The sequence below is a fragment of the Streptomyces sp. NPDC047014 genome, assembly GCF_040644195.1.
GTDB lineage: Bacteria > Actinomycetota > Actinomycetes > Streptomycetales > Streptomycetaceae > Streptomyces.
In genome coordinates, this window is the sequence record NZ_JBEYVX010000001.1 from 260,641 (window position 1) to 273,961 (window position 13,321).

Annotated in this window: 11 protein-coding genes; 7 read left to right on the top strand and 4 right to left on the bottom strand. The window is 74.3% G+C overall.

The window, feature by feature from the left end; all coding sequences use genetic code 11:
• Nucleotides 1-176: 176 nt before the first annotated feature.
• Nucleotides 177-1,679, top strand: a complete 1,503-nt coding sequence (locus ABZ873_RS00975) for an FUSC family protein (RefSeq protein ID WP_360863542.1) — start codon at nucleotides 177-179, stop codon at nucleotides 1,677-1,679.
• Here ABZ873_RS00975 and ABZ873_RS00980 read toward each other — a convergent pair.
• Nucleotides 1,669-3,984 (bottom strand): ATP-binding domain-containing protein, encoded by a 2,316-nt coding sequence (locus ABZ873_RS00980; protein WP_360863544.1) that lies wholly within the window; start codon nucleotides 3,982-3,984, stop codon nucleotides 1,669-1,671. The two genes, ABZ873_RS00975 and ABZ873_RS00980, sit on opposite strands and share 11 nt — an antisense overlap.
• Nucleotides 3,985-4,146: 162 nt before the next feature.
• On the opposite strand from ABZ873_RS00980, the gene ABZ873_RS00985 reads away from it, so the two are divergent.
• The 3 genes from ABZ873_RS00985 (at nucleotide 4,147) to ABZ873_RS00995 (ending at nucleotide 7,220) form a co-directional block, all read left to right on the top strand.
• Nucleotides 4,147-4,734 (top strand): GNAT family N-acetyltransferase, encoded by a 588-nt coding sequence (locus ABZ873_RS00985; protein WP_360863545.1) that lies wholly within the window; start codon nucleotides 4,147-4,149, stop codon nucleotides 4,732-4,734.
• Nucleotides 4,735-4,949: 215 nt separating this feature from the next.
• The gene (locus ABZ873_RS00990) at nucleotides 4,950-6,086 is read left to right on the top strand and encodes a nitric oxide synthase oxygenase (protein WP_360863547.1); all 1,137 of its coding nucleotides are present in this window, start codon (nucleotides 4,950-4,952) and stop codon (nucleotides 6,084-6,086) included.
• A 54-nt stretch (nucleotides 6,087-6,140) separates the two neighbouring features.
• Nucleotides 6,141-7,220 (top strand): lactonase family protein, encoded by a 1,080-nt coding sequence (locus ABZ873_RS00995; RefSeq protein WP_360863549.1) that lies wholly within the window; start codon nucleotides 6,141-6,143, stop codon nucleotides 7,218-7,220.
• Nucleotides 7,221-7,306: 86 nt separating this feature from the next.
• On the opposite strand, the gene ABZ873_RS01000 is transcribed toward ABZ873_RS00995, so the two are convergent.
• From ABZ873_RS01000 to ABZ873_RS01010, 3 genes are all read right to left on the bottom strand, one after another.
• Nucleotides 7,307-8,221 (bottom strand): hypothetical protein, encoded by a 915-nt coding sequence (locus ABZ873_RS01000; protein ID WP_360863551.1) that lies wholly within the window; start codon nucleotides 8,219-8,221, stop codon nucleotides 7,307-7,309.
• Nucleotides 8,222-8,317: 96 nt separating this feature from the next.
• Nucleotides 8,318-9,004: a uracil-DNA glycosylase gene (locus ABZ873_RS01005; RefSeq protein ID WP_360863553.1), complete on the bottom strand. Its 687-nt coding sequence runs from the start codon at nucleotides 9,002-9,004 to the stop codon at nucleotides 8,318-8,320.
• A gap of 11 nt (nucleotides 9,005-9,015) precedes the next feature.
• Complete coding sequence (locus ABZ873_RS01010; RefSeq protein ID WP_360863555.1) at nucleotides 9,016-10,107, bottom strand: exo-alpha-sialidase; 1,092 nt, start codon at nucleotides 10,105-10,107, stop codon at nucleotides 9,016-9,018.
• 246 nt (nucleotides 10,108-10,353) lie between these two features.
• On the opposite strand from ABZ873_RS01010, the gene ABZ873_RS01015 reads away from it, so the two are divergent.
• The 3 genes from ABZ873_RS01015 (at nucleotide 10,354) to ABZ873_RS01025 (ending at nucleotide 13,304) form a co-directional block, all read left to right on the top strand.
• Nucleotides 10,354-11,706, top strand: a complete 1,353-nt coding sequence (locus ABZ873_RS01015; RefSeq protein ID WP_360863556.1) for a wax ester/triacylglycerol synthase family O-acyltransferase — start codon at nucleotides 10,354-10,356, stop codon at nucleotides 11,704-11,706.
• A gap of 78 nt (nucleotides 11,707-11,784) precedes the next feature.
• Nucleotides 11,785-12,885: an NADH:flavin oxidoreductase/NADH oxidase gene (locus tag ABZ873_RS01020; protein ID WP_360863558.1), complete on the top strand. Its 1,101-nt coding sequence runs from the start codon at nucleotides 11,785-11,787 to the stop codon at nucleotides 12,883-12,885.
• A 65-nt stretch (nucleotides 12,886-12,950) separates the two neighbouring features.
• Nucleotides 12,951-13,304 carry a helix-turn-helix transcriptional regulator gene (locus tag ABZ873_RS01025; RefSeq protein ID WP_360863560.1) on the top strand — a complete coding sequence of 118 codons (354 nt, stop codon included), beginning with the start codon at nucleotides 12,951-12,953 and terminating at the stop codon, nucleotides 13,302-13,304.
• Nucleotides 13,305-13,321 lie beyond the last annotated feature (17 nt).

Sequence of the window (13,321 nt, forward strand, 5' to 3'; positions counted from 1 at the left end):
CGGATGCTTATCTGTGGCCTATCCATGTACTTACGGCGCCGCGCAGCGCCGGACGGCAACGAAGCCGGATCCGGACCGCGGCGCCTTCGCCGTGCCCGTCCACCGCCCACCACCCCAGGGCGGCCGCAGGCCGGCGCGCACCACTGCGAGGGGGGCGGCACGCCGCTGTGAAGAGGATGTTCGTAGCTCCGGACCCCGGGCTCCTGCGGCTCAGGAACGCCGCCCGCGCCGTGATCGGCATCAGCGCCGCCGTCGCCCTCGCCGAACTGTGCGGTCTCTCCCTGACCGCCTCCATCACCGGGGGCCTCGCGGCCCTCCTCGCGCTCTTCACCGTCACCGACGCCACCGTGCGCCGCCAGGCGGTCACCACCGCGCTGCTGCCGCTCGCCGGCTTCCCCGTCCTCGCCCTCGCGACCGCCCTGCACGGGGTGACGCCGCTGCGCGACGCCGCCTTCGTCCTCGTCGTCTTCTGCGGGGTCTACGCCCGCCGCTGGGGCGCGCGCGGACACGCGCTCGGGATCTTCGCGTTCATGAACTTCTTCATCACGCAGTTCCTGCACGCCCTCCCCGGCCAGCTCCCCGAGCTGTACGCCGCCGTCGGCCTGGCCCTGCTCGCCTCCGCCGCCGTACGGTTCCTGCTCTGGCCCATCGAACGGCGCACCCCGCCGCCCGCCGCCCCCGCCCCGCTGCCCGGACAGCGCCTGGCCCGGCACACCACCCGCCAGGCGTTCCAGGCCACCCTGGCCTGCGCCGTCGCCCTCTCCGTCGGCCAGGTGCTCTCCGAGGACCGCTGGTACTGGGCCGTGGGCACCGCCTGGTGGATCTTCGTCAACACCGCCTCCCGGGGCGAGACCCTCGTCCGGGGCTTCCGCCGGGTGCTCGGCACGGTCGTCGGCGTGGCCGCCGGCGTACTGATCGCCATCCCACTGGACGGCGCGCCCGTGCCCACCGCCCTCCTGGTCGCCGCGTGCGTGTTCGCCATCTTCTACACCGCCGCGGTTTCGTACAGCTGGATGATCCTGGCCGTCACCCTGATGGCGGGGCTGCTCTACGGACTGCTCGGTGTGCTGGATCCGGCACTGCTCGTACTGCGCCTGGAGGAGACGGCCGTCGGCGCGGTCTGCGCCGCCCTCGCCGTGGTCCTCGTACTGCCCGTCACCACCCACGCCACCAACGACGCCTGGATCCAGCGCGCCCTGCACTGCGTGCACGCCGCCACCGCCGAGGCCACCGCCCGGCTCGCCGGCTCCCCGACGGCGGACCCCGCACCGCACGCCGCCGAGCTGGAGACCCTGCTCGCCCGGGTCCGGATGGCCCTCGCCCCGCTGGTGCACCCGCTCAGCCCGTTCCGCCACCGCAGGGCCCGGGCCGGACAGGTCGTCGCCCTGCTCGACGACTGCGCCCGCGAGGTGCGCGGCCTGGTGGCGATCACCGCCGACCCGGACGCCGGGCACGACGCCCGCCTCGCCGCCGCCTGCTGGCGCGTGGAGGACGCCGTCCGCGCGCTGACCGCCGGCGAGCGGGCCCTCGACGGGCCGGGGGAGGCCGAGGGCACCGGCCCGCACACCGCCGCCTCCCTGCCCGCCCTCGCCCACCTGGAGGGCCTGGAGCGCGCCCTCGCCGGACTGGCCACGCCCCTGGGCAGCGACCCGCGCGCGCCCTACACGATCAGCGCCTGACCCCGTCGGGGGAAGCGAGCTCCCGCAGTCCGCCCCCGGCCGGCCCGTCCGGCAGCCGGCCGGGGGAGTGGACCAGCCCCAGGGCCTGCGTGGCCCGGGTGAGCGCCACGTACAGATCGCTCGGCCGCAGCTCCGCCGGCTCCACCACGACCACCGTGTCGAACTCCAGCCCCTTCGCCTGCCGCGGGTCCAGCAGCACGACCTCCCGGGTCAGATCCGGCTCCGCCCCCGCCCGTACCCCCGGCAGTACGGCGGCCAGCTCCCCGTGCAGCACCCGCGGCGCGATCACCGCGAGCCGCCCCTCGGCCGGCCGCTCCCGCCGCACGGCCTCCGCGGTCGCCGCCGCCAGGTCACCGGCGGCCAGCGCCCACGGCCGCACACCCGTCGCCCGTACCGAACGCGGCGGCTCGAAGCCCGGGTCGCGCTCGCGCAGCACCGCCGCCGCGACCTCCATGATCTCCGCCGGCGTACGGTAGTTCACCCCGAGCCGGACCAGCTCCCAGCGCTCGCCCACGTACGGCGACAGCATCCGCTCCCAGGAGCCGCAGCCCGCCTCGTCCCCGGTCTGCGCCGGATCCCCGACCAGCGTCATCGACCGCGTCGGGCAGCGCCGCATCAGCAGCCGCCACGCCATCTCCGACAGCTCCTGCGCCTCGTCCACGATCACGTGCCCGAAGGCCCAGGTGCGGTCGGCGGAGGCCCGTTCGGCGGTGGAGCGGTGATCGGCCTCCTCGTGCCGCTCGGCCATCCGCTCGGCGTCGATGATGTCGTGCGCGGCCAAGAACTCGCTCTCCTCGTCCTCGAACTCGTAGGACTCCGAGCCGGCCGACACGTCCAGCACGCCCTGCGCGTACGCGATGCGCCGCTGCCGCAGCCGCTCCTCGGCGGCGCGCCGGGCGCTGTCGTCCTCCCCGAGCAGTTCGGCCGCCTCGTCCAGCAGCGGCACATCGGCCGGGGTCCAGTCCGGCCGGGCCGAGGGCGCCCGCCGGATCAGCGCCGCCTCCTCCTCGGGCAGGTGCGTGGGCTCCGCCAGGAAGTCGGTGACGAGCTGCTGCGGAGTGAGCGAGGGCCACAGCGAGTCGATCGCCTCGTGCACGGCCCGGCTCGTGGCGATCTCCTTGCCGAGCTGGGCGACGTCGTCCGGGCCGAGCAGGTTCGGACCGCCGTACGGATCGGCGCCCAGCCGGTCCGCGAGCTGCGCGGTCAGGGCGTCGATGATCCGGAAGGCGAAGCCGGGGCGGGCCTGGTTGTGCGGCAGACCGGTGGCGCGCGCCCGGTCCCGCGCCTCGTGGGCCATGGTGCGGTCCAGCAGCAGGGTGCCGTAGTCGTCGTGGTCGATCTCCAGCGCCGCCTCGGGCACCCGGTCGGACTCCTCCCCGCAGCCCGCCGGCACGCTCTCCGGCAGCCGCTGCCGGTCCGCCACCACCCGGGCGAGGACCCGCGCCATCGCCGCCCGGCCCTTGACCGCGGCGGCCCCGGGACGGTCGGTCCCGGTGGCGTGCACGCCGGGGAACAGCTCGCCCGGGGTCGACAGCAGGACGCCCGTCTCGCCGAGCGCCGGGAGCACCCCGCCGATGTAGCCGAGGAAGGCGGGACCGGGCCCGACGATCAGTACGCCGCGCTTGGCCAGCAGCTCCCGGTGGGCGTACAGCAGGTAGGCCGCGCGGTGCAGGGCGACCGCCGTCTTGCCGGTGCCCGGCCCGCCCTCGACGACCAGCACCCCGCGATGGGAGGAGCGGATGATCCGGTCCTGCTCGGCCTGGATGGTGCGCACGATGTCGTGCATGCGGCCGGTGCGGGCGGCGTCGAGGGCGGCGAGCAGCACGGCGTCCGCGTCGGCGCCCTCGTGGCCGGTGCGCTCGGCGTCGGTCAGGTCCAGGATCTCGTCGTGCAGCGCGGTGACGGTCCGGCCGCGGCTGCTGATGTGGCGACGGCGGCGCAGGCCCATGGGGGTGTGGCCGGTGGCCAGGTAGAAGGGGCGGGCGACGTCCGCGCGCCAGTCGAGGACCAGCGGGGTGCGGTCCGCGTCGTCCGCGCGGATCCCGATGCGGCCGATGTGGTGGTCCCGGCCGTCCGAGAACTCCAGCCGCCCGAAACACAGGCCGTTCTCGCCGGCATTCAGGGCGGAGAGCAGACCGGCCTGCTCCGCGACCACGACATCCCGCTCCAGCCGGGCCTGAAAGCCGGTCCCGACATCGCGCAATGCGGCTTCGACCGCACGTTCGGCCTGGTCACGCCGGTCGTCGAGGCGCCGATAGAGGTCGTTGACGAATTGCTGCTCTTTACGGAATTCCTCGGTTGACAATTCCACTCCTGCCGCGATACAGTGTCTTCGTAAGCTGGTCCGCGACGTGGTAAACCTGGTGATCGGCACAATGCACCGGTCAAGTCGCGAACTCTTCAATATACGCTCTTCTCTCCCTCGGCAGCGAATTCCGCCGGGGGATTTTTTGCGTACGGTGGATCCATGAGCACCGCACACGGCTCCGCCGACGCAGTCGTCTACCGCCTCGCCCGGCCCGAGGACGCGGGCGCCATCGAGGCCCTGGACAGCTCCTTCACCACCGCCACCGTCTTCGAGGCGACCGCCGACGGGACCGGGCTCGGCTTCCGGATCCGCGAGGTCCCCGTGGACCCGCCCGTGCACAAGGCGTTCCCGCCCGAGGAGCACGACGAGCAGGGGCTCGCCCGCGCCACGGGCCCCGACGCGGCCGCCGACGCGCGGACCTTCGTGGCCCTGGACGCCGGCGAGCTCTGCGGGTTCGCCGCCGTCGGGTACTCCGCGTGGAACCGGCGGCTGACGGTCGAGGACCTGGAGGTGGCACCCGGCCACCGCGGCCGGGGGATCGGCCGGGAGCTGATGGAGCGGGCCGCCGCCTTCGCCCGCGAACGGGGCGCGGAGCACCTGTGGCTGGAGGTCAGCTCGGCCAACGCCCCGGCCGTGCACGCCTACCGGGGCATGGGCTTCGCCTTCTGCGGTCTGGACACCGCCCTGTACGAGGGCACCCCGGCCGCGGGCGAGCAGGCGCTGTTCATGAGCCGCCCCTGCCGCTGACCGTGCGGGCGGACCGGACCCCCGCAACGCGGCCGCATCGTACGCGTCTTCGACTCCCGAACGCAGCTCATTCCCCGAAGATCACTCGGAGGGGTGTTCTCCTGCCACCCGTGGTACAGCGCTGACCTGCGAGAGGTACAACAGGTCTTTGTTCGGTGCACATTCATACGGCATGTACAGGGTGGATCTGGTCGGACAGGGGGTAACCCGGCGGAATGGAAATCCTTCAACAGCGCTCCACCACCGCTCAGGTGTGGCAGGCGGCAGAGGAGTTCATCCGGCTCTTCCACAGGGAGACCCCGGGCGCCGGGGACCCGCGCGACCGGCTCGCGGCCGTCCGGGCCGAGCTTTCGGACACCGGGACCTACGCGCACACCCCCGAGGAGCTGGTCCACGGGGCCCGCGTGGCCTGGCGCAACAGCAACCGCTGCATAGGCAGGCTCTACTGGAACTCGCTGCGGGTCCGCGACCGGCGCACCGTCGCCGACGCGGACACCATCGCCGCCGAGTGCTTCGAGCACCTGCGGGAGGCCACCAACGGCGGCCGGGTCCGGCCCACGATCACGGTCTTCGCCCCCGAGACCCCCGACCGCCCCGGCCCGCTGATCTGGAGCGAGCAGCTGGTGCGGTACGCCGGATACGGCGACCACCCCTCCGTCACCGTCGGCGACGCCCGCAACGCCCCGCTGACCGAGGCGCTGCTCCGGCTCGGCTGGCCCGGCGGCGCCGGAACCCCCTTCGACCTGCTCCCGCTGGTGGTGCAGGGCGTGGACGACAAGCCCCGCTGGTTCGACACCCCGCGCGACGCCGTGCTGGAGGTGCCCATCGGCCCTCCGGAGGGCGCCGGCTGGCAGGACTGGGGGCTGCGCTGGCACGCCGTACCCGCCATCTCCAACATGTGCCTGGAGATCGGCGGCATCCACTACTCGGCGGCGCCCTTCAACGGCTGGTACATGGGCACCGAGATCGGCGCCCGCAACCTCGCCGACACCGACCGCTACAACCTGCTGCCCGCCGTCGCCCGCCGGCTCGGCCTGGACACCTCCAGCGACCGCTCGCTGTGGAAGGACCGCGCACTGGTCGAGCTCAACCGGGCGGTCCTGCACTCCTTCGACCGCGCCGGGGTCACCATCGCCGACCATCACACCGAGTCCCGGCGCTTCCTGTCCCACATGGAACGCGAGGAGCGCAAGGGGCGCGAGGTGGGCGCCGACTGGTCCTGGATCGTGCCGCCCATCTCCGGCTCCGCGACCCCGGTCTTCCACCGCACCTACGAGGACACCCCCAGCAGCACGGCCTACGTCCACCACTCCGGGGCACGGGAACGGGCCCAGGGGCGGGATTTGGTCTAGACCTTCTGTTACCGTCGGCTCCGAACGATCCGACAGTGGTGAGAGGGGCCTCCTGTGGGCGACGCGGACAGCACGGACCGAAGCGGCGAACACCGGGCCTACATCGGTTCGTTCACCTCGGGGGGCGGCCGCGGCGTGACCGTCGCGACCGTGTGTGCGGCGACCGGGGCGCTGACCCCGCTCTCGGTCGCCGCCGCCGAGGACCCCTCGTACCTCGCCCTCGCCCCGGACGCGGGGGTGCTCTACGCCGTCAACGAGACGGAGCGCGGCGCCGTCTCGGCCTTCCGGACCACCGCTGGCGGCCTCGCACCGCTCGGCGCGCCCGTCCCGGTCGGCGGCTCCGGCCCGACCCACCTCAGCCTCGCCGGCGGCCGGCTGCTCACCGCCAACTACACCTCGGGCAGCCTCAGCAGCCTGCCCCTGACCGCCGAGGGCGCTCCCGCCGGCCCGGCCCGCGTCCTCACGCACCGGGGCTCCGGGCTCGACGCCGACCGCCAGGACGCCCCGCACGCCCACCAGGTGCTGCCGGACCCCAGTGGCCGCTGGGTGCTCGGCGTGGACCTCGGCACCGACACCGTGCGGGTCTGCGCGCTCGACCCCGGCAGCGGGGAGCCCGCGGTGCACACCGAGACCGTGCTGCGCGCCGGGACCGGCCCGCGGCATCTGGTCTTCCATCCCGGCGGCGAGGTGGCCTACGTACTGCACGAGCTGGAGCCGCAGATGACCGTCTGCCGCTGGAACCCGACCGCCGGGCGACTGGAACCGGTCATGGAGGTTCCGGTGGCCTCAGCGGGCGCCTCCGGGGCCGTACGGGCCTACCCCTCGGCCGTGGTCGCCTCGCCGGACGGGAGATTCGTCTGGGCCGCGGTCCGCGGCGCCGACACCCTCGTCACCTTCTCCCTCGCCGACGGCCCCGAGAAGCCGCTGCTCACCGGCACCGTGGACTGCGGCGGACAGTGGCCGCGGGACCTCGCCGCCGACCCCTCCGGGCGTCGGCTGTACGCGGCCAACGAGCACTCCGGAGACGTCACCTGGTTCGACGTGGACCCGCTGACCGGGCGGCCGCACCGGGCCGGTTCACTGGCCGTGCCCGCCGCCACCTGCGTGCTCCTCGGCCGTTCCGGATCCGCCTGAGCGGAACGGGCCCGCCGGGTACGGAAAAGGCCCCCGCCGACCTCGGGAACCGGGTCGGCGGGGGCCTTCGCGTCGTGACGACGGGGTCAGTGCGCGGGCGACGCCTGGGCGATCCCGAGCGCCGCGGTGTACTGGGCGACGGCCAGCTTGCCGAGCGCCGGGTAGGCGCCGAGCACCTCGGCGGTCGCGCAGTCGGCCTCCTTGCACGCCGTCTCCAGCAGACCTTCGGCGGCCTCCGGACCGATCACGTACGGCGCCAGCGCGAGCTGCGTGGAACCCTCGCGGCGCAGCTGCTCGGCGACCGCGGCCACCGAGCCCTCCTGGTCCAGCGCCGCCGCCTGCACGGGCACGGCGAGCCGGGCGGCGAGCAGCATGCCGGTGATCCCGGCGGCCTGCACGGCCTCCTCGCCGCCGGTGGTGGCGAGGACGATGCCGTCGGCGGCGGTGGTCACGGTGAACAGGCGGGCGCGGTCGGCGCGGGCCAGGCCGGCCTCGGAGAGGCGCACGTGCAGGCCCTCGGCGAGCAGCGGGTGCGGGCCGAGGACGTCGGCCAGCTCGGCGGCGGCGGAGGAGTCCATCAGCGCCTGGCGCATCCGGCGCAGCAGATCGCTGTCCGGACCGGCCAGCAGCGGGACGACCACGGCGTCCGGGCCGGCCGGCGCGGGCACCTCGTGACCGGCGGCGCGGGCGAACTCGGCGCGCGCGGTGCGGTCGGCCGCGACGGCGCTCAGCACGCCGGACAGGGACGGGAACTCGGAGGCGTCGTCACCTTCGAGGAAACCGATGCGGGCGTCGAGGCCCGGCAGCTCGGAGCGGCCGATGCTGATGATCTCTTCCGCCAGCCCCCGCGAGGCGGCCGACGGCGCTCCGGGCACGGCGATTACCAGCGCGGGCGCGCCCTCGGGCGCCGCCGCGGGCTCGGGCCGGCGGTGCCGTCCGGTCGGGCGGGGTCGCGGCATTCGTACGGGCAGGCCATTTGCGGGGCCATTGGGGGAGCTCATGGCGCCGCATGCTACTGGCTTATCGGAAGAAGGTGTTCGGGCAGGGCCTTCCGCTGCCGCATCTGTCCGTATTTATACGGTGAATTACAGATACGTTCAGCTGACGGACGGCAAGCGCCAGTCGACAGGCTGTGAATCCTGGCCCACCAGCAGCTCGTTCGTCCTGCTGAACGGCCTGGAGCCGAAGAAGCCGTAGTCGGCGGACTTGGGGGAGGGGTGCGAGGACTCCACCACCGGCAGCTCGCCGAGCAGCGGCCGCAGATTGCGCGCCGCCCGCCCCCACAGAATGGAGACCAGCGGCTTCCCGCGCGCGGCGAGCGCGCGGATGGCCTGGTCGGTGACGGCTTCCCAGCCCTTGCCCTGGTGCGCGTTCGACCGGCGGGGCGCGGTCGTCAGCGAGCGGTTGAGCAGCAGGACGCCCTGCCGGGTCCACGGGGTGAGGTCGCCGTTCGCGGGCCGGCCGGTGCCGATGTCGCGGTGCATCTCCAGGAAGATGTTGTCCAGGCTCGGCGGTACCGGCGACACCTCGGGGGCCACCGAGAAGGACAGCCCGACCGCGTGCCCCGGGGTGGGGTACGGGTCCTGGCCGACGATGAGCACCTTCACCTCGTCGAAGGGCTGCTGGAAGGCGCGCAGTACGTGGGCCCCCGCGGGGACGTACCTCCGCCCCGCCGCGATCTCGGCGCGCAGGAAGTCGCCCATCGCGGCGATCTGCCCCGCCACCGGCTCCAGAGCCCGGGCCCAGCCCGGCTCGACGATCTCGTTCAACGGTCTTGCTGCCACGGTGGATCACTCTACTGGCCGATCGTCGCCGCCCGCACGCAGAGGACGTCCGGCAGGTGCTCGGCCAGCAACTGCCAGCTGTCGCCGTCGTCGTGGCTGGCGTACAGCTCGCCGTTGCGGTTGCCGAAGTAGATGCCCGCCGGGTCCGCGTCGTCCGTGCACAGCGCGTCCCGGAGCACCGTGCCGTAGTGGTCGGAATCCGGCAGTCCGCGGCTGAGGGGCTCCCAGGTGGCGCCGGCGTCCCGGGTGCGGAAGACCCGGCAGCGGTGCTCGGCCGGGACCCGGTCGGAGTCGGCGTTGAGCGGGAAGACGTAGGCGGTGTCGGGCCGGTGCGGGTGGGCGGCCACCGCGAAGCCGAAGTCGGAGGGCAGTCCCCCGCCGATGTCGGTCCAGCGGCCCCCGGCGTCGTCGCTGCGGTAGACGCCCCAGTGGTTCTGGAGGTACAGCCGGTCCATGTCCCCGGCGTCCCGGGCGATCTTGTGGACGCACTGGCCGAACTCCGGGTTCGGATCGGGCAGGAACACCGCCGAGACCCCGTCGTTGGCGGGCTTCCAGCTCGTGCCGCCGTCCTCGGTACGGAACACCCCGGCGGTGGAGACGGCCACCGTGACCGTGTCCGGGTCGCGGGGGTCGGTGAGCACCGTGTGCAGCCCCTCGCCGCCCCCGCCCGGTACCCACTTGTCGCGGGTCGGGTGCTCCCACAGCGGGCGGACCAGCTCGAAGGACTCGCCCCGGTCCGCGGAGCGGAACAGCGCGGCCGGCTCCGTACCGGCGTAGACCACGTCCGGGGCCTCGGGGCCGGCCGGCTGGAGCTGCCAGACCCGCTCCAGGGAGGCACCGGTGTCCTGGGGGAACTTCACGGCGGCCCTGGCCGGTTCCCGCCAGGTCTCCCCGAGGTCGTCGGAGGTGAAGACCGAGGGCCCCCAGTGCGCGCTGTCGCCGCCCGCGAGCAGCCGGGGGGCCGGTCCGCGCCGGTCGACGGCGACGGCGTAGACGGCCTGGGCGTTGAAGTGGGGCTCGCCGAACTCCCAGGGCCCGTCACCCCGGCGGCGGCCGATGAACAGCCCCTTGCGGGTTCCCACGAGCAGCAGTACGTCGGCCATGGCCGCCACCTCCGGACCTCGTCGTCCCTGCGCGGGGCGGTCGCCGCGTGATGGAACGGCCGGCCCCCGAACAGCGTCTTCCGGCCAGTCTGCACCTCCCCGCTGACAGCGGCCCGGCGCACGACACGGGCCGGGCCGTGGCTGATCGACACCGATCATTCACAAGCCGGAAATGATTGCTGCTTGCATCCAGGTGTTCGCTGTCGATTGACTTCGGACACCGTTGTCGCACGTGAGAGGACGTACGTGGCCACCGAGTACCTGTCACCGCTCGACCTCGCCTTCTGGCGGATGGAATCCGCCGGCCACCCCATGCACCTCGGCGCCCTGGCCGTCTTCCGCTCCGCGCCGGGCGCCGGACCGGGCGGCGGACCCGGCTCCGGCTCCGGCGCCGCCGAGCACGCCGCCGAACTGCTCACCGCCCGCTGCGCCGCCGTGCCGGGCCTGCGCCGCCGGATCCGGGACGTGCTGCTGCCGCTGGGCGCGGCCGCCTGGAGCCCCGACCCGGACTTCGATCCGGCCCGGCACGTCTTCCTCACCCGTACGGACCGGGGCCCGCACGAGGCGGCCGGACCGCTGATGGCCCGCCCGCTGGACCCGGAGCTGCCGCCCTGGGAGGCGCATGTCCTGGCCGGGCCGGATCCGGAGTCCTTCGCGGTCCTCTTCAAGTTCCACCACGCCCTCGCCGACGGCCTGGGCGCGCTCGCGCTGGCCGCCGCCCTCTTCGACGAGGGGCAGGAGCTCCGCCCGCCCGGCCGCCCCCTCCCCGAGCAGCGGGGCGGCTCGCCGCTGGGCCGGATCCCGGCGGCGCTGGCGGCGCGGGTGCGGGAGGTGGGCCAGGCCCTGGAGATCGGCGCCGCCGTGGCCCGCGCCGGGCTGCCCTTCGGCGTACCGCCGGCGCTCGCCGCCGATCCGGCCGCCGCGGGGAGCCGTACGGTGGCCGGGCTCGCGCTCGACCTCGACGAGGTCAACCTGATCCGCAAGGGGGCCGGGGGCACGGTCAACGATGTGCTGATCGCCCTCGTCGCGGGCGGGCTGCGGCGCTGGCTGGCCGGACGCGGCGACCCCGAACCGCTGGGGGCGGGGCCGCGCGCCCTGATCCCGGTGTCCCGCCGCCGCGGGCCCGGCGGCGCGGGCGACGCGCGCAACCGGCTCTCCGGGTACCTGCTCCGGCTGCCGCTGGCCGAGCCCGATCCACTGCTCCGGCTGGACCGGGTCCGCGTGGCGATGGACCGCAACAAGGACGCCGGACCGGCCCGCGGCGCGGGGGCCGTGGCCCTGCTCGCGGACCGTGTCCACCCGCTCGGCCACCGCCTGGGCGGGCCGCTGGTCGCGCAGGCCGCCCGGCTGCTCTTCGACATCCTCGTCACCAGCGTCCCGCTGCCCGGCCTCACCTTCTCCCTCGGCGGCAGCCGGGTCCAGGAGGTGTACCCGCTGGCGCCGCTGGCTCGCGGGCAGTCCCTCGCCGTGGCGGTCTCCACGTACAAGGGGACGGTCCACTACGGGCTGGTCGCCGACACCTCCGCCGTCCCGGATCTGGCGGAGCTGGCGGGGGCGCTGCGAGCGGAGCTGGACTCGCTTGTACGAGAGGTCTCGTAGTACGAGAGGATTCGTAGTATGGTGGTTCTCGTACTAGCCGCTGCCCGCGGCGACCCCCGGTGACCTCTGGAGAGCCCGATGAGTGCTGCCCCCGCCGCTTTCGCGGCCCTGTTCACGCCGTACACCCTGCGTTCGGTCACCATCCCGAACCGGGTGTGGATGGCCGCGATGTGCCAGTACAGCGCCGAGCCCTCGGGCCCCGGGGCGGGCACGGCGAACGACTGGCACTTCACGCACTACGCCGCCCGCGCGGTCGGCGGCACCGGCCTGATCGTCCAGGAGGCCACCGCCGTCTCCCCGGAGGGCCGGATCTCCCCGTACGACCTCGGCATCTGGAACGACACCCAGGTCGAGGCACTGCGCCGGATCACCGGCTTCCTCAAGGCGCAGGGCACGGTCCCCGGCATCCAGCTCGCCCATGCCGGGCGCAAGGCGTCCACCGACCGCACCTGGACCGGCGGCGCCCCGGTCGGGCCGGAGGCGCACGGCTGGCAGCCGGTCGCCCCGAGCGCCGTGCCCTTCGCCGAGGGCCACCCCGTACCGCACGAGCTGACGGTGGAGGAGATCGGCGCGGTCACCGGCCAGTTCGCGGCCGCCGCCGAGCGGGCGCTCGCCGCCGGCTACGAGGTCGTCGAGATCCACGGCGCCCACGGCTACCTCATCGGGGAGTTCCTGTCCCCGCACAGCAACCGGCGCACCGACGCCTACGGCGGCTCCTTCGAGAACCGCACCCGCTTCGCCCTCGAAGTCGTCGACGCCGTACGGGCGGTGTGGCCCGAGGAGCTTCCCCTCCTCTTCCGGATCTCCGCCACCGACTGGCTGGAGGAGAACGGCTGGACCGCCGACGAGACGGTCCGGCTGGCCCGGCGGCTCCAGGAGCACGGCGTGGACCTCCTCGACGTCTCCACCGGCGGGCTCGCGCCCGGGGTGCGGATCCCCGTCGAGCCGGGCTACCAGGTGCCGTTCGCGGCCCGCGTGAAGGCCGAGACGAGCCTCCCCGTGGCGGCCGTCGGGCTCATCACGGAGCCGGAGCAGGCCGAGAAGATCCTGGCCAACGGTGAGGCCGACGCGGTCCTCCTGGGCCGCGAGCTGCTGCGCGACCCGTACTTCGCCCGCCGCGCCGCCGACGAACTGGGCGTGTCGCCCCGTACGCCCGAGCCCTACCACCGCTCCTGGTGATCGCGGCTCCTTCGACACCTCTCGTACCATGGGGGCCGGACAGGCCGAGTGAACGGAGCAGGGACATGACCGACCGGGACAGCTCCCGCACCCTCCCTCACCCCGCGACGGAGGAAATCCGCCTGGAGGGCGTCCTGCACGCCCTCTCCGACCCGGTCCGGCTGTCCATCGTCCGCGACCTGGCGGCCTCGGCCGATGACCTGTCCTGCTCCCACTTCGACCTCCCGGTCACCAAGTCCACGACCACCCACCACTTCCGCGTCCTGCGCGAGAGCGGCGTGGTCCGCCAGGCATACCGGGGCACGACCAAACTCAACGCCCTCCGCGAAGAGGACCTGAACACCCTCTTCCCGGGCCTCCTGGCGAGCATCCTCACCTCGGCCCAGGCCGAGGCCGCCCGTCTCGGGGCCGGGGCCTGAGCCGTCCGCTGCCGCAT